Here is a 19,187-nt window from a genome sequence, read left to right on the forward strand (position 1 = left end):
GCTAAAATATAATTAACGAAAATAAATCCTTTATAAAAATGCGAAATCTGTTAAAAGATTATTATATCAAATTCGTTTTATTGCTATTTGCTATACTGTCCTGTGGAGTGGTATTGGCAGCACCAATAAAGAAAGAACTAAACTCTGGCTGGAAATTTCGCCAGTGGCGGCTGAATAACTGGTATCCGGCTACAGTACCGGGCGTAGTCCATACCGATCTGATGGCGAACGGAATTATTGAAGACCCTTTCTTCCGCTTAAACGAGAGAAGTGTTCAGTGGGTGGATAAAGAAGACTGGATGTACGAAACTCATTTTGATGTGGATGATGAAACATTCGCGAAAGAGAGCATACGCCTGCATTTCATGGGACTCGATACATATGTGGACGTTTACCTGAATGGGGAAAAAATCCTCGAGGGAGACAACATGTTCCGTGAATGGAAAGTAGATATAAAAAGTAAGGTGAAACAGAAAGACAATAAATTGGAAGTCTTTTTCCGCTCGCCTATCAAAGAAGACATCCCCAAATGGGACGCACTGCCTTTTCAGTATCCTACCGGACCCGACCAGTCTCAGCAAGGTGGTATCTTCAATAAAACAGTCAGTACATTTGCCCGTAAAGCAGGATACCATTACGGTTGGGACTGGGGACCACGCCTTGTAACATCGGGTATTTGGCGTCCGGTATATCTTGAAGCCTGGGATGATGTGAAGATAGAATATATATTTTTTGACCAGAAAAATGTAACCGCCGAATTGGCTGAAATAACGCTGAACACGGAGATTCTTTCTAATAGCAAAGACCGGGATGTTACTGTCAGACTGAAAGATAAAGAATCGGGAAAAATCTACGGGGAAAAAACATTCAATGTAAACGAGGGTTTTAATAATTTAGCACTTGATTTCACAATAAACAAGCCCCAACTCTGGTGGTCAAATGGATTGGGAGAACCCCATTTGTATCAATTTGAAACTGAAGTTATAGTCTCAAATACAACTGTCGATCAAAGGACAACAAAGATAGGCGTCCGTTCGCTCAAGGTAGTAAATGGACCGGACGAGTACGGCACATCGTTGTACTTTGTCCTGAATGGAACACCTGTCTTTGCCAAAGGAGCAAACTATGTTCCGAGTGATAATTTCCTTCCAAGGGTAACAAAGGCAATATTAGAAGATCATGTAATGGCCGCAGTGAATACAAACATGAATATGCTCCGTGTATGGGGAGGCGGTACGTATGAAGAAGACGTTTTTTACGATCTGTGTGATGAACATGGTATCATGGTATGGCAGGACTTTATGTTTGCATGCAGTATGTACCCATCGGAAGGAAAAATGCTGGAAACCATAAAGTATGAGGCCATAGACAACGTAAAACGCTTGCGCAATCACGCCTCTATCGCCATTTGGTGCGGTAATAATGAAGCTTACGACGGATGGTTCGGATGGGGACGCCGCGAAGAATATACCAAAAAGAATCCCGAATATGCCCGCATTATGTGGAAGCAATATGTCGACTTGTTCCACAAATTGTTGCCGGACATCGTTGCAGAGTATGCTGCTACCGGTTCCCGTTATTGGCCGTCGTCTCCTTATGGGTTGCCCGGACAGGGAAACGATGCTGTAAACGGTGACAAACACTATTGGGGGGTGTGGCACGGCAAACACCCTATTAGTCAGTATAACATCGAAAAGAGCCGATTCTTCAGCGAATACGGATTCCAGTCGTTCCCCGAATTTGAATCGGTGAAAATCTATGCACCCGAAGAGAAAGACTGGGAAATCACATCGGAAGTAATGATGGAGCATCAGCGGGCGGGTTCGTATGCCAATAATCTTATCAATGAATATTTGCTGAACGAATACCAGAAACCGAAAGATTTTGAATCGTTCCTCTACATGAATCAGGTATTACAAGGTGATGCTGTGAAAATAGCTATGGAGTCGCACCGTCGCGATATGCCGTATTGCATGGGTACTTTATTCTGGCAACACAACGATTGCTGGCCGGTAGCCTCTTGGTCGAGCCGCGACTACTATGGCCGTTGGAAAGCACAGCATTATTTCGCTCGCGAAGCCTATAAGGATATACTGGTTTCGCCCATAGCCAAAGGCGATACATTGGATATTTATGTTGTGTCGGACAGACTTAACGAATCGAAAGGAACATTAAGCGTCAAAATAATGAAACTAGACGGTACAATTGTAGAGGAGAAAAAATTAGATGTGACCATACCTAAGAATACAAGCAAGAATGTATTCACTGCTTCTGTGAACCTTTTGCTGAAAGGAACAGCAAAAGGTGATGTGTTAGTTCATGCCGAATTGGTGGATGCCGCAGGGAAGATTTATAAGAATAATTACTTTCTACTGCAACAGAAGAACATCAATTACCTTCAGGCCAACATCCACAAGAGCGTGAAACCGGTAGACGGAGGATATGAAGTGACACTTTCTACAGATAATTTCGCCCGCGCGGTATTCATGTCTATAGACGGAATAGATAATTTCTTCAGAAATAATTATTTCGATATTCTTCCGGGACAGACGGAGAGCGTAATAGTAAAAACATCATTGTCTCAACCTGAATTTGAGAAACAGTTAAAAATTGTATCATTAAAAGATGGATATTAAAAAACTGCTTATGAAAACATTACAGTTAAGTTTAATCGTATTATTGGGAGTTGTTTTCTTTTCGTGCGGCAATTCGTCAATTACTACAGGAAAATGGAAAGCCAGCTATACTCAAGAAAATAAAGGAGTAAATATTGAAAAAGATGCACAATTGGTTTTCAATAATATATATGCTTCCTATAGGCTGGGAGACAAGTTGATCACGACAAAAGACTATGCAGATAACACTGTTAAGGTAAACGATATATCTGATAAGTTCGGCAAAGCATCTGTATTACAGATAACATATTCAGATAACGATTTACCGACATTGGTTCAGTCTTTTTATATATATCCTGATAAGGATTATATCCTGACAGAGTTTACCTTAGAAAGTTCAGCGGATATTTCATCCAACTATATGGCTCCTGTAAATATAGATAATGCAGGACAAATATTGGGCACAGGTGATAATCGTGCCTTATTTATCCCTTTCGATAACGATTGCTGGATAAGGTACCAATCACATCCACTGGCTTTCGACAGTCTCAGAAGTTATGAAGTAACATCTATATTTAACAACGATAGCCGTAATGGTTTGGTTATAGGTTCAATAGAACATGATAGTTGGAAAACAGGGATAGATATAGGTAAAAGTACAAAAGAAAATATAGGTTCATTGACCTGTTTCGGTGGTGTTGCAGATTCTTTGACCCGCGATTCAAAACAGCATGGGGCACTCATCGGTAAAATAATAAAATCGCCTAAAATCTTTATCGGATATTTTAATGACTGGAGAGATGGTTTGGAAGAATACGGGCGAGCTAATGCCGCAGTAGCACCTCCAAAAGCATGGGATAAAGCGATTCCTTTTGGTTGGAATAGCTGGGGTGTACTCCAGTTTCAGTTGACTTATACTAAAGCCTTGGAAGTTTCCGATTACTTCAAGGAGAACCTGCAAAACAATAACTTTGTGAATCCGGATAAAACGGTTTTCATAGGACTCGATTCAGGTTGGAATGAGTTTACAGAAGAAGAATTAAAAGCTTTTGTACAGAAATGCAAGGATAACGGACAGGTTGCGGGAATATACTGGACTCCTTTTACCGATTGGGGCAAAAATCCGGAGCGGACAGTCCAAGATGTTCCCGAATATAAATACAAGGACATATATATTTATGCAAATGGTAACCCACAACAACTGGACGGCGCATATGCGGTAGATCCTACTCATCCGGCTATAGAACAACAAATGAAGATTAAGTCAGAGTTGTTTCGCCGCTGTGGATTCGAATATGTGAAAATGGATTTTATGACACATGGAGCCATGGAAGCGGATACATGGTATAAGAAAGATATACAGACAGGTGTTCAGGCATACAATTATGGCATGGAGCTATTAAATAAATATTTCGGCGATATGTATCTCAATCTTTCTATATCTCCTACATTTCCTTCCCAGTACGCACAGTCGCGACGTATAGCCTGTGATGCGTGGAACAAAATAAAGGATACCGAATATACCATGAATGCAGTTTCATACGGCTGGTGGATAGATAATGTATATCAGTATAATGATGCTGATCACATTGTATTGCAGGAGGCCACCGATGGCGAAAACAGAGCAAGGGTAACCTCTGCGGTTATTACCGGATTATATATTACCGGAGACGATTTTAGTAAAGGAGGTTCGAAAGAAGGTAAAGAAAAAGCAATGAAGTATCTGACCAATGCAGAGGTAAATGCGATAGCAACAGGCCGTTCTTTCCGTCCTGTAGAAGGGAATGGAGCTAAGTCGGAAAATCAGTTTATACGCAAAGACACGGAGGGTAATTTATATTATGTTATTTTTAATTATTCGGAAGAAAATATAACAATGAATGTCCCTTTCGAACGTGTAGGATTAGATACGGCAGTTGGATATAAAGCTAAAGAATTATGGAGTGGGGATAATATCGATTTAAAATCGTCCCTGACTATTCCGGCGAAGGATGTTGTTTTGATTAAAATATCTGAATTATGAAACCTCGATATTCTTTACTGTCTTTTTTGATTATAGCCTTATCTGTAGCCAATATTCAAAACAGTATATCTCAGAATCCTCAGTCGTACAGTCTTTGGTACGAACAGCCTGCTGATGAATGGATGAAGTCCATTCCGCTGGGTAATGGTCGCATAGGTGCTATGGTATTTGGTGGAGTTGAGGACGAAACCGTTGCCTTGAATGAAATCACAATGTGGTCGGGACAACCTGATAAATTTCAGGAACGCCCCCTGGGTAAGGAGATGCTGAACGATATACGACAACTCTTCTTTGATGGAAAGTATAGTGAAGGAAACCGAGTCGTATCAGAATTTATGGCTGGCGTACCGCATTCATTTGGTTCACATGTTCCGGCTGGAGACCTGAAAATGAAATTTTATTATCCTACAGGGAATGTTTCAAATTACAAGAGGGAGTTAAGCCTCGATAATGCAATAAATACAGTAATATACAAAGTCGGGAATGTAGAGTATATACGGGAGTATTTTTGCAGTAATCCCGATGATGCACTTATTATTCGTCTGACTGCCAGTAAATCGAAAGCCTTAAAATTCGATATTTCGCTAGATATGTTGCGTGAGTCGGTTTTCAATACAATAGACAATAGTATCGAATTTTCAGGTAAAGTGTCTTTCCCTAAGCAAGGTCCAGGAGGAGTGAATTTTATGGGAAAAGTGTCTGTCAGTACTAAAGATGGAAAAGTGTCTGCCCTTAAAGATAAAGTTAGTATAGATGGAGCCACTTCTGCAACTATTGTGGTCGATATAAGGACTGATTACAGTAATTCGCAATATAAAGATGATTGTTTACAAACTGTTAGTAAAGCATTAGCTCAGGATTATACAACTTTAAAGAATAAGCATATAAAAGATTATTCTAATCTATATAAAAGGGTAGACCTGTTTTTAGGGAAGAGCGATTTTGATAATTTGCCAACAGATAAAAGGTGGGAACGTGTAAAAGCAGGGAACAACGACATTGGCATGGATGCTCTGTTTTTTCAGTATGCCAGATACCTGCAGATTGCCGCCTCGCGTGAAAATTCACCTTTACCAGCCAATCTGCAAGGCTTATGGAATGATAATCTTGCCTGTAACATGGGATGGACTAACGACTATCATCTGGATATAAATACACAGCAGAATTACTGGCTGTCTAATATTGGTAACCTGCATGAAACAAATGTTCCTTTGTTCGATTATATCCAAAACCTGTCAGTACATGGTCAAAAGACAGCGGGGAATACTTATGGGGCCAGAGGCTGGGTTGTAAATACTATTGCAAATGTATGGGGTTATACGCCATCGGGGCAAGGTGTTAACTGGGGTTTGTTTCCACTAGCAAGTACATGGATAGCATCACATTTATGGACGCATTATAATTACACTTTAGATAAAGATTTCTTAAGAAATAAGGCGTATCCTATTCTTAAAAGCAATGCTGAATTTCTGATCGATTATATGGTACAAGACCCTAAGACGGGATATCTGATGACAGGTCCAAGTACTTCTCCTGAGAATGCTTTCAGTTACAACGGAGAGGTTCTGTCGATATCTATGATGCCGGCTTGTGACAGGCAGCTTGTTTACGAAGCATTTACGTCGTGTATTGCCGCTTCGGAAATACTCGCCATAGATGAATCGTTCCGTGAAGAGATGAAAACTGCATTAAAGAAACTTCCGCCTATTATGATAGGAAAAAATGGAGGTATACAGGAATGGTTTGAAGACTTTGATGAAGCACAACCGAACCACCGACATACTACTCATTTGCTTGCATTGTTCCCATTCTCTCAAATTTCGCCTGTAAAAACACCCGAACTGGCAGCGGCAGCGCGTAAAACAATAGAACTCCGATTAGCGGCATCGGGTTGGGAAGATGTGGAGTGGAGCCGTGCTAATATGATTTGTCTGTATGCTCGCCTATTCGATGCTGATAAAGCATATGAGAGTGTAGTACAGTTGCAACGCGAGTTTACGCGCGAGAATCTACTTACCATTTCGCCCGAAGGTATTGCCGGAGCGCCTTACGATATATTCATATATGATGGCAACGAAGCCGGAGGTGCAGGTATCGCAGAAATGCTTATTCAGAGTCATGAGGGATATATCGAGTTTTTGCCTGCTTTGCCGCAGCAATGGAATACAGGATATTTCAATGGTCTGTGTGTGAGAGGCGGAGCTGAAGTCGATTTAAGCTGGGAAAATGGCAATATAAAGAAAGCCAGGATAGTGGCAATAGCAGATAATAATTTTGTTCTGAAATTAAGAAAGGTTGACAATATCCCTTCTTTTTACCAAAATGGGAAACAAATCATGTATAAGCAAGAAGGAGATGGCTATTTAAGGTTTGCTTTGGCCAAAGGTGAAGAAGTAGAGTTGATTTATAATCGTTGATCAAATAGAGGTCCAATATAATTTTTATAATATTATGAGGTTATACAGGTTTTACGTCATTATTATCTGTTTTCTTTTGAGCGGTGTTATATGTAATTCGTATTCAAAAGCGTTGCTGCCTGCATATTTTTCCGATAATATGGTTATACAGCGAAACAGCATATTAACTTTCCCGGGAAAATCGGAGCCAAATAAGGAAGTAGTATTGCGAACAGGTTGGGATAATAAAGAATATACAGCTAAAGCAGATAAAAATGGTATTTGGAGCATTGAAATCACTACTCCTGATGCCGGAGGTCCATACCGAATTACCGTTTCGGACGGAGATTTACTTATCCTGAATAATGTTTTGGTTGGAGATATTTGGTTTTGCTCCGGGCAGTCTAATATGGAAATGCCTGTTGGCGGATGGGGTGAGGTATTGAATTATGAGCAAGAAATAAAGGAAGCTAATTATCCATCCATTCGTCTGTTGCAAGTAAAAAAAGCAACAGCGCTGACACCCTCTGATGATGTTGATGTAAATATGAATAGATGGCAAGAGTGTAATTCGGCTGCAATTCCGGAATTTTCGGCAATAGCTTATTTTTATGCCCGCCAGTTGTGGAACGATTTAGGTGTTCCGATTGGGGTCATTGACTGTACGTGGGGTGGTACTCCTGCTGAAGCATGGATAAGCCATAATACTCTCCAGCATGTAGATGGATATCAGGAGGAAACTGTTGTAATGGCGCAATATGGTTTTGATAAAAAAAGATTGCAACAGCTATATCAACAGAAAATGAATGATAGAAATAAAATGTTGATAGATAAAGATAGAGGATTCTTGAATAGTATTCCTCAATGGATTTCTTCGCTACAGACAGGAGATGATTGTTTCAGGATGGATCTCCCCGGATATTGGGAATCCCGGGGATTGGAGAATTTCGATGGCATCATATGGTTTCAGAAGGAAATAGATATACCAACTGATTGGCAAGGTAAAGATATCGAACTTAGTTTGGGCATGATTGACGATGAGGATATTACATATTATAATGGAGTACAGATAGCTACAGGAGAAGGATATATGACTCCCCGGAAGTACATAATCCCTGGTCATTTAGTCGAGGGTGGTAAAGGATTGATTACAATACGCGTTACAGACCATATGGGAGAGGGTGGAATTCATGGCGAACCTGAAAGCTTATTTGTAAAGGTAAATGAAAAGAAAATACCGATATCCGGAACATGGAATTACAAGATTGGTCTGTCAAAAGAAGAATTTCCACAGATGTCTGTTTCTCCCGAAAGTTCAAGTTATCCCACAGTTTTGTATAATAAAATGGTTCATCCATTTACAAAGTTTCCTATCAAAGGTGTTATCTGGTACCAAGGGGAAGCCAATGTAGATAGAGCAGACAAATATTCTAATTTATTTCAGGCATTAATAATGGACTGGAGAAACCGGTGGGGGCAAGAGTTTCCCTTCTATTTTGTACAGCTGGCAAATTTTATGGATCATAAAGCTGTACAACCCGACTCGAAATGGGCATCACTGAGGGACGCTCAGGCTCAGGCTTTGCATCTGAATAATACAGGAATGGCAGTTGCTATTGATTTGGGAGAGGCTAAGAATATACATCCAAAAAATAAACAGGCGGTGGCAAACAGGTTGGCGGATTTAGCATTATCTCAGACATATGGGAAAAATGTATCTTTAGAAGTTCCGGCTTTAATAGATTATTATATATCGGGAGACTCATTGACTCTGGTTTTTGATGGTCATTTATACTCTGCGGACGAATATGTAAAAGGCTTTATTATATCCGGACCTGATAACATATTTTATTCGGCTTTAGCTACGATAAATGGAAATGAGGTGATATTGAGATCTCCTTCTGTAAGAATGCCGATAGCTGCCCGTTATGGATGGGCAGATAACCCTGAGTGTAATTTAAAAGGATTGTCCGGTTATCCGGTTGCTCCATTCAGAACAGATCAATAATGATAATATTTTTGAGGGATGGCTAAATGGAACAGATTACCGCACTTCTGAGTATCTGTCCTAGAGTTGTTATTCTTTTATAATAAATAGTAAATATGGTTTGAAAGGCGAGCAAACCTAGTATATTGGCCTATTCGGATAAAATAGGCCAATATAATTTTGTTACGACGAGATTTATTTTGTATTTCAAATTCTCTTTTCCCCTCTGTTTTCAACCTTTCTTATATTCAACTTTTTATATAAAAAGTAATAATTATTATTCTGCATTTTACTTTATTGATCTTTAATTCTTAAGGCGAATTTTGTGACTTTTTCTATATTTTGCTTAACAACTTTACGATACATTCCTCCATACACATATTCTCAGCTATTACTAGCAGGACATCAATAAGTCTATTTTATAATTCAATTCTATTTATAAACGACGAAACTCTACCAAAAGAAATCCTTCAAGTGTTATAAAGGATATCTATAATATGTTATTGTTATAAATTGGCAGTTTTATGTTATTGTCGTAATATAAAAAGGCACAACTTTGAATTACGAACTTAAATAAAGTGTAATGCTATGGACTTAAAAAAAATGCTATCGAAGAAAATGAGTATATCTCTGATTCTTCTTTTGTTTGGGTGTCTACCAATTATTGCTCAAACTATCAACGTAGAAGGAAAGGTAACTGATATTAAAGGAGAAGAACTTCCCGGAGTAAGTGTTTCGTTAAAAGGAACTACTTCTGGTACAATGACCGATGCCGGGGGACTTTATAATTTCAGTGTGCCAAAAACAGATCAGCCTGTATTGGTATTTACTTATATGGGTTATAAAACCAAAGAAATTACCCTGATTAATACTCAGACAAAATACGATGTAGTTCTGGAAGAAACATCTAAATATCTGGATGAGGTGGTTGTGGTTGCTTATGGTGTGCAGAAAAAAGCCAATCTGACAGGAGCTGTATCGTCACTACGTGTAGACGATATAAAGGATATTCCGGTCTCTAACACATCCAGCCTTTTGCAAGGACGTATGAGTGGAGTTACTGTAAGTAGTTTTTCTGCTCAACCGGGAAAAGATAGTGATGTGGAAATCCGTATAAGGGGTATCGGAACCTTTGGCAATAGTAATCCTTTAGTATTGATCGATGGTGTAGAAGGAAGTTTGAGCAGTGTAGCGCCAAACGATATAGAAAGTATCTCGGTATTGAAGGATGCTGCTTCTGCTGCGATCTATGGTGTTCGTGCCGCTAATGGGGTTATTCTGGTGACAACTAAACGCGGAACCGGAGCTAACAAACTTTCGTATAGTGGAACCTTTGGTGTTCAGTCGGCAACTGTTTTACCCGAATTTCTCGATTCATGGCAGTGGGCAACTCTCTTTAATGAACAGAATAATGCATTAGGCGGCGATGCACCTAACCGTAATTATACTCCCGAAATGATTAATGCCCTTAAAACCGGCTCGGACAAACAACATTTTGCCAATACCAATTGGATGAAAGAAATTTTCAGAACCGCACCGATCCAAAATCACTATTTATCAGCAACCGGAGGCGGTCAGAACTCTAATTATCTGGCATCTTTAGGTTATATGAAACAGGACGGGATCATGAAAGGTACAGATACCGAGCGTATAAATTTCCGACTGAATGCCGATAGTAAATATCTTAATATGGTAACATTCGGGATGAATACTGCAGGAAGCTATCAGAAAACAGGAGAACCGCTGGGTGGTACATGGAGCATCTTTAACCAGATAATAGATCAGACCAGACCAACAATACCTGTGAAATATGATAATGGTAAATGGGGACAATACGACGGCAACCCTAATTTTCCACTATATCAAAGTAATCCGGTAGAGCTGACTACAATGTCTTCTCAGCAAAACACCTATAAATTTGATGGAAAAGTCTATTTGGATATTGAGCCGATAAAAAATCTGCACTTCAAAACCAGTTTTGCTTATCAGTATAACCAAGCTAATTACTCGGCTTTTGAGCCCACCCATAATCATTATAAATCGGATGGAAGCTATATCACAAGTGGTGTTGCCTCATTAGAAGAGCAAAAAGCTCAACAGCAACAATGGATAAATGAAAATATTGTTACATATAATCTCGATTTAGAAAAAATTCATTCATTCGGATTTTTAGTGGGACAATCTTCTCAATATAATGGAAATAAAACTTCAAATGCAAAAGGTGAAGGATTCTTGAGTAATGATATTCATGTAATGAATGCTGCCAAAACAACATCTGCTACAGGATGGGAAGAAGAAGCCACCCTACGTTCATTCTTCGGACGTGTTAATTATTCTTATTACAATCGTTATTTGGCAGAGGTCAATCTCCGTCGGGACGAGTCCTCAAGAATACCAAAGAAAAACCGGGTAGGTTATTTTCCTTCGGTTTCTGCAGGCTGGAATATTGCTGAAGAAAGTTTTTTACAGAAACAAAGTACAATAGATGCCCTTAAATTGAGAGTAAGTTGGGGTAAACTGGGTAATCAGGATATTGGTTTTTATCCTTTTGCACAAACTTATAACCTTGGATTGGATAATTATATATGGGGCAATAATAAGATTTCCGGAGCAGCATTGGCCAGTGCAGCAAATCCCGATATCAAATGGGAAACAACAACAACTACCGATATAGGTTTGGATGCTGTATTTGCAAAAAACAAACTAAGTCTTACTTTCGATTATTTCAATAAAGTTTCGTCAGACATATTACTACAGCTACCGGTTAGTGCTTTGATTGGAGTTGATGAAGCACCATATGTAAACGCAGCAGAAGTCAAAAATACAGGATGGGAAATAAGCCTGGGCTATAATGATAAGTGGAATGACTTTTCTTTTGGTGCAAATCTTAATTTCAGTCATGTGAAAAACGAGATTACCAGTGTTAGCGGACGTAAGGACTGGATTAATGACTGGACTATCAATTTGGCCGGAAACCCTATAGGTTCATATTACGGATATGTAGCAGATGGGCTATATACTACTCAAGAGCAGATAGACAATGCACCTGTCGGTATTGGAAATCCCCGTATCGGAGATATCCGCTATCTGGATATCAGTGGTCCTGACGGAGTGCCCGATGGAGAAATAACTGACAAGGATCGTACTATTATTGGGAATCCTTTTCCAAAAATCACATATAGCCTGAACCTTACTGCTGGATATAAGCACTTTGACTTTTCTGCATTCTTTCAAGGCATAGGCAATGTTGATCGTATTGTTATGGATTACCCCTCGATAGGAGGTGGAGCCACAAAGGAAATATGGAGCCGATATAATGCCAGTGAAAATCCTGACGGAACATATCCATCTTTAGGTAATTCAACGTATAATGCTCTTCCATCTTCTTTTTGGATTAAAAGTGCATCCTATCTGAGACTAAAGAATTTAGAGATTGGTTACTCACTACCTTCTTCTATACTTAGTAAAGCCAGGGTACAAGGTTTAAGAGTATTTATATCTGCTCAGAACCTGATTACTTTCACCGGAATCAAAAATTATGATCCTGAAAAATATGCAGCAGACAGTCGAAATTGGACTTATCCGAATGCTAAAACATTTTCAGTAGGATTAAACATAAATCTATAACTATAACATAACAATAATACGCCATGAAAAGAATTAAGATACAATTAGTAACACTAATTATAGGCTTGGGCTTTATCTTGCCTTCTTGTTCCGATTTTCTGGATCAGGAAAATCCATCTTCTGCTTCTTCCGGATCGTACTGGAACAATAAGCAAGAAGCCGAGGCTATGTTAGGTGGATGTTACGGGGTGTTGCAGCAACAAGGTCTATACTTCAATTATTATAATGGGGCCGATCCCAGAGCATTGGATGGTTTTGGAACAACAGATGGCTCCAGCGGTTGGTGGTTTTGGTCTCCGGCGGATAATGCTTTGAGCTGGGGACAACTTTCCCCGTCTCAGGAATTGGTTGAAGTCGTATGGGATGCATGTTATAAAGGCATTGCAAGATGTAATGAAATTATTTTGTATGTGCCCCAGATGGGACCTGATAAAATAGAACAGGCTGATGCTGACAGGATAGTGGGTGAAGCAAAATTTTTACGTGCTTTCTTTTATAATTATTTGACTTCTCTATACCGTGATGTTCCGTTATCCACAGAACCTACTTCGACAGGATATATTTCTAAAAGTTCTAAAGCGGATGTTGTTCAGTTTATAACCGAAGACCTGAAAAAGGTTGTGGAGTCGGACGCACTTCCTGATAAAATATCTGCAGAGGAAAGAGGTCGGGCAGACAAAGGCGCTGCATGGGCTTTGTTATGCAGGATATACTTATACAACCAGAAATGGGCGGAAGCGGCCTCTGCTGCGCAGAAAGTGATCGACTTGGGCTATAATCTCGAAGATAATTATTTGAAATTATTTAGCGAAGCAGGTAACAATAGTCAAGAAGTGTTATTTGCGGTACGATTCAGTGCTACTATTGATGGTACAGAAAACAAGATGAGAGGATTCTTATCTACTCGAAATAACGAAAACTACTATACTCCTATAACTGTTACAGGTGACTTGTTAAATGAATATTACGATAAAAACGGAAAGACTTTGAGTAAAACGTCTTTTACTTCTGAAGAACTTCTCGACCCTGCAAACAGAGATCCTCGCTGGGGATATAACTTTATAGGAATAGAAGAAACATGGAAAAGTGATGACTGGATCAATTGGTACCAGGTACTTAGTGGGCATATAAACAAATATCAGGATTATACAGTAACTGAAAAATTCTACGACGACCAGGATTACTACGTTATTCGTTATGCTGATGTATTACTGATGCGCGCTGAAGCGTTGGCAAACAGTAGCGGCAGTCAAAGTGAAATAGAAGGTCTGATCAATCAGGTACGCGACCGTGCAAGTGTAAGAATGCCACATGTTACAGCCGCAGAAATTTCAGAGGCAGGAGGCATTCTGAACGTAGTCAAACATGAACGTAGAGTGGAACTTGCTTTCGAAGGTCATCGTTATTTCGATTTGAAGCGTTGGGGAGAATACAATAAATTATCTGAATACGCATACGTTGGTGAAGCTAAATCTCAAGTTTGGCCTATCCCTCAAAAAGAGCTAGATAACAATAAAGCTCTGACCCAGGCTCCGGAATGGGGAGGTGAATAATTCACATAATTAAAAAAGTAACATTGAGTTATCTGTATAAAAGCAGATAACTCAATGAATCTAAGACTGCATTTACAAGCCTTATAGGGCATGTTACATTCCGCAAAAGACAATAGAAATGAAAAGAAACCATATTATATTATTTCTCTCAATTATCATAGGATTAGTTAGTTGCAAAAAGACAGACGACGAAGTGCGTACACAACTATTCGATGATAACTGGCTATTTCATTATGGAGATATAGTGAACGGAGAAAATCCGACATTAGACGATTCGCAATGGAGAAAACTTGATTTGCCTCACGACTGGACTATCGAGGATATTCCGGGAACAGATTCTCCTTTCGATTCTACTGTTGTCAATGGCGTAGCCAGCGGGTTTACACGGGGAGGCACCGGTTGGTACAGAAAACATTTCCATATAAATAAATCGCAGGCTGGAAAAAGCTTCTATATACAGTTCGATGGTGTATATATGAATTCTGATGTCTGGATCAACGGTCAGCATTTGGGTAATCAATTTTATGGTTACTCCACATTCGGCTATGATATTACTGATTATCTGAAATTCGGAGAAGACAATCTTATTGCAGTACAGGTGAAGACAGAAACTGTAACTTCCCGTTGGTACTCAGGTTCGGGTATTTACCGCCATGTTTGGCTGACATCTACATCGCCGTTACATGTAGACAATTACGGTACGGTTATTACCACTCCCGAAGTTTCGGAACAACAAGCCAAAGTAACTGTTTCATCTACATTAGTTAACGCTACATCTGAAAATGTAGACGCTATCCTTAAGTTCAAAATATTAGATACAAACAAAAAAGTTGTTGTACAGAAAGAACAAAGATTCAGTATATCCCAAAATAACAAAACGACTGTAGAGCAGGATTTAATTGTAGAAACTCCAGACTTATGGTCGACCGATCATCCTTCTCTTTACACACTCGTTACAGAAATAGAACACAATAATAAAATAACGGACAAGACAGAAGATATTTTTGGTATCCGTTCTATCCGGTTCGATTCCGAAAAAGGGTTTCTTCTTAATGGAAAAGAAATAAAACTGAAGGGGGGATGTATTCACCATGATAATGGGCCATTAGGAGCAATGGCATTTGATCGTGCGGAAGAACGAAAAGTGGAACTTCATAAGGCCGCAGGATTTAATGCTCTCCGTATGGCGCACAATCCACCGTCTCCGGCTCTTCTCGATGCCTGTGACCGATTGGGAATATTAGTTATCGACGAAGCTTTTGATGTATGGAAATATGGCCACTTTGAAGAAGACTATTCTAAGCGTTTCGACGAACTGTGGAAATCAGATCTGCGAAGTATGATATTGCGCGATCGTAATCATCCTTCTGTTATTATGTGGAGTATTGGCAATGAGATTAAGCAAAATGATACGGAAGAGATGGCTAATCTATCTCAGGAGTTAGCCGAATATACACGTTCTATTGACAGTACTCGCCCGGTAACGGCAGGAGTAAATTCCGTTTCATCAAAGAAAGATGCTTATTTGAAGACTCTTGATGTTGCCGGATATAATTATTCTCCAAAAGAATATGTTACAGGCCATGAACGTAACCCCGATCAATTGATTTATGCCTCCGAATCATATGCCAGTCAGGCTTACGATTACTGGAAGGATGTTGAAAAATATCAATGGATTATCGGCGATTTTATATGGACATCATTCGACTATATCGGCGAAGCCAGTATTGGATGGTATGGTTATTATCTGGAGCAAAGCTTCTATCCATTTTATATGGCATACTGTGGAGATATTGATATATGTGGCATAAGACGCCCTCAATCATATTATAGAGAAACACTGTGGAGCAAGCAACCAATTACTCACATAAGTGTAACACCGCCTGTACCGTCATTTCCTCTCAATCCTAAAAAAGAAGATTGGAGTATCTGGGATTGGCCAGACGAAATAGATTCATGGAATTTCGAAGGATATGAAGGCAAAGACTTGAGCGTGTGGGTATATACTCAATGTGAAGAGGCTGAATTGTTCCTTAATGGTAAATCATTAGGAAGAAAGAGAAATACAGAACTTACCAAAAACAAACTCGGCTGGAATGTGCCATATCAGAAAGGTATCTTGGATGCTAAGGGGTATAACAATGGAAAAGAGGTAACCGCATCTGTCCTGAAATCGGCAGATAAGGTCTCTACAATAAGACTTACAGCAGACAAAACTGTTCTGTTGGAAAATGGGCAGGATTTGAGTTATATCATAGTAGAACTGATAGATACCGAAGGGAACGTTAGTCCGGTAGCAGATAATTTGGTAACATTCGATGTCTCCGGCGAAGGTTTGCTAGTTGCCGTTGCTAATTCGAATCCTATGAGTACCGAAAGTTTTCAGAAGAACTATCGTAAAGCATGGAGAGGTAAATGTCTGGCAATTCTAAAATCGGGAAAAAAATCAGGAAAGATCCTTTTGAAAGCAAGTGTTGAAGGACTACCTCAAGCCGAAATATCAATTGCCATAAAATAAAAGATTATGAATGTATTAAGATATTTTACTGTTTACTTATTGTGTGCAACTTTTCTGAACTCCTGTATGAATAGTTCTGAAGAAGGGTTTGTGCGTAAGCAAAACTTCGATGACGGATGGAGTTTCCACTATGGAGATATTCCGGCTGAACAGATATTCATGGAAGACACTACACGATGGACAACAGTCGATTTACCTCACGACTGGAGCCTCGATATGCCCTTTGCTAAGAGTAACGGAGGCATAGCCATAGGACAAACACAAGGAGGAACAGCATGGTATCGCAAAACATTTATAGTACCAGCAAAACATTCTGATAAAAAATTGACACTGTATTTTGAGGGAGTATATATGGAGTCGGAAGTGTGGGTGAATGGTACGCAGGTATCTTTTCATCCCTATGGCTATACATCTTTCTTCTGCGATGTAACGGAATATTGTAATACTGCCGGACTGGAAAATACGGTTGCAGTAAAAGTCAAAAACGAAGGAAAGAACAGCCGATGGTATGCAGGTTCCGGTATATATCGCCATGTCTGGTTGATTACTGAAGATAAGCTACATCTGAATGAATGGGGAACGTTTATCACCGCAGATGTAATATCGGACGAGAAAGCAAATGTAAATCTGGCTGTTGATGTTTCTAATGAAACAGACAAGACAGTAGAAGCCATTCTATCTATTGAAATAAAGGATAGTCTAAATAACATTGTAGGAGGTTACAGTAAGACTATAAATCTGAATAATGCGGAATCAAGAACGGTAAGTCAATCCGTCGAAATATTAGATCCTTCTCTTTGGTCTGTCGATTCTCCTACTCTTTACACTGCAAATGTAAGACTGGAATCGGATGGGAAAGTTAAGGATATGATTTCTGTTCCTTTCGGAATACGGAGCATCTCTTTTTCTGCCAAGAATGGTTTTCTTCTTAATGGAAAGCCGATGAAATTAAAAGGAGGCTGTGTACATCACGATAACGGATTACTAGGTGCTACGGCTATAGACCGTGCCGAAGAAAAAAAAGTGGAATTGTTGAAAGCAAACGGGTTTAATGCAGTACGCTGCGCACATAATCCTCCTTCCGAGAAATTTCTTGATGCTTGCGACCGGCTGGGTATTCTGGTAATAGATGAGGCTTTTGACCAATGGCAGAAGCAGAAAAACCCGGAAGACTATCATCGTTTTTTCGACGAATGGCACGAAACGGATTTAGCCTCGATGGTATTACGCGACCGTAATCATCCATCTATTATCATGTGGAGTATTGGTAATGAAATACAGGAACGTTCCGATTCGTCGGGTATCGCGATTGCGAAACAACTGAAAAGTATTGTCAAAAAATATGACAACACACGTCCGGTGACTGCAGCTATAAATGACTATTGGGATAATCCTGATTTGAAATGGAGAACAGCTTCACCTTTGGCTTTTGAGTTTCTTGATGTAGCCGGCTATAATTACATGTGGTGGGAATATGAAAATGACATAAAATCTTATCCCGAAAGAATTATATATGGCAGTGAAACTACAGCAATGGAACGTGCCGTAAACTGGGATTTGGTAGAAAAATATCCAAATATCATCGGCGATTTCATTTGGACTGCAATCGACTATCTGGGAGAATCGGGTATTGGTCATGCGATTAATATTAAGGATGGAGAAAAAGATCCTCCACAGTTTCTCGACTGGCCTTGGTTCAATGCATGGTGCGGCGACATTGATATTTGCGGATACAGGAAGCCACAAGCTGCTTTACGTGATGTGCTGTGGAACAATAGCAAAATAGAAATGCTTGTTCACACACCTATACCCGAAGGATATAAAGAAAAAATAAGCTATTGGGGATGGCCCGATGAGGAGGCCAGTTGGAACTGGAGAGGATACGAAGGAAAAGAAATGGAAGTGAAGGTATATACACGTTATCCGTCTGTAAGATTATACCTCAATGGAAAACAGCTTGCAGAAAAGGAAACGGAGAAAGACCGGATTAACAAATACTCGGTACGGTTTAGGGTCAAATATGAAGAGGGAGAACTCAAAGCAGTAGGAGTAGACACCAATGGAGAAAAAGAATCTGTTATACTGGCTACTACAGGAGAACCCACTAAGTTGAGGCTAAAAGCCGACCGTCTGAATTTAAAAAATACAAAGAACGATTTATCCTATATACAGATAGAACTTGTAGATAGAGATGGAAATATTGTTCCTGACAGAGATATTAACCTCAGGTTAAGTATTTCGGGAGAAGGTAAAATATTGGCTGCGGGAAATGCCAGCCCTACGGATATGAAAAGTTTCCGTTCGCTAACACCCAAAACATACAAGGGGAAAGTTCTGGCTATTGTTCAACCGACAGGGAGAGAAGGCAAAATCGTACTGAATGTAAAAACACAGGAATATGGAGAAGAATCCCTATCCTTAAATGTAAAGTAAAAGATGAAGAATTTCAGTCTTTACTTGAAATGATC

8 protein-coding genes are annotated in these 19,187 nt (G+C 39.5%); all 8 read left to right on the forward strand.

The features are described from left to right. The first annotated feature begins 38 nt into the window (after positions 1-38). The 8 genes from BUC12_RS05795 (at position 39) to BUC12_RS05830 (ending at position 19,152) form a co-directional block, all read left to right on the forward strand. Positions 39-2,636, forward strand: coding sequence for a beta-mannosidase (locus tag BUC12_RS05795; RefSeq protein WP_062177147.1), 2,598 nt, complete (start codon positions 39-41; stop codon positions 2,634-2,636). A 10-nt stretch (positions 2,637-2,646) separates the two neighbouring features. Beyond that, positions 2,647-4,638, forward strand: coding sequence for an alpha-galactosidase (locus tag BUC12_RS05800; protein WP_062177798.1), 1,992 nt, complete (start codon positions 2,647-2,649; stop codon positions 4,636-4,638). Continuing rightward, complete coding sequence (locus BUC12_RS05805; RefSeq protein ID WP_062177149.1) at positions 4,635-7,055, forward strand: glycoside hydrolase family 95 protein; 2,421 nt, start codon at positions 4,635-4,637, stop codon at positions 7,053-7,055. Before BUC12_RS05800 ends, BUC12_RS05805 begins: the two co-directional genes overlap by 4 nt. 34 nt (positions 7,056-7,089) lie before the next feature. Further along, positions 7,090-9,042 carry a sialate O-acetylesterase gene (locus BUC12_RS05810; protein ID WP_062177152.1) on the forward strand — a complete coding sequence of 651 codons (1,953 nt, stop codon included), beginning with the start codon at positions 7,090-7,092 and terminating at the stop codon, positions 9,040-9,042. Between the two features lie 567 nt (positions 9,043-9,609). Further along, entirely contained in the window at positions 9,610-12,648 is a 3,039-nt protein-coding gene (locus tag BUC12_RS05815) for a SusC/RagA family TonB-linked outer membrane protein (RefSeq protein WP_062177155.1), read from the forward strand. A 23-nt stretch (positions 12,649-12,671) separates the two neighbouring features. After that, positions 12,672-14,201, forward strand: a complete 1,530-nt coding sequence (locus BUC12_RS05820) for a RagB/SusD family nutrient uptake outer membrane protein (RefSeq protein WP_062177158.1) — start codon at positions 12,672-12,674, stop codon at positions 14,199-14,201. A gap of 118 nt (positions 14,202-14,319) precedes the next feature. Continuing rightward, positions 14,320-16,719 carry a glycoside hydrolase family 2 TIM barrel-domain containing protein gene (locus tag BUC12_RS05825; RefSeq protein WP_062177162.1) on the forward strand — a complete coding sequence of 800 codons (2,400 nt, stop codon included), beginning with the start codon at positions 14,320-14,322 and terminating at the stop codon, positions 16,717-16,719. Positions 16,720-16,725: 6 nt separating this feature from the next. Next, positions 16,726-19,152 carry a glycoside hydrolase family 2 TIM barrel-domain containing protein gene (locus BUC12_RS05830; protein ID WP_062177164.1) on the forward strand — a complete coding sequence of 809 codons (2,427 nt, stop codon included), beginning with the start codon at positions 16,726-16,728 and terminating at the stop codon, positions 19,150-19,152. Positions 19,153-19,187 lie beyond the last annotated feature (35 nt).

The sequence above is a fragment of the Indolivaga macrotermitis genome, assembly GCF_900128985.1.
GTDB lineage: Bacteria > Bacteroidota > Bacteroidia > Bacteroidales > Dysgonomonadaceae > Dysgonomonas_A > Dysgonomonas_A macrotermitis.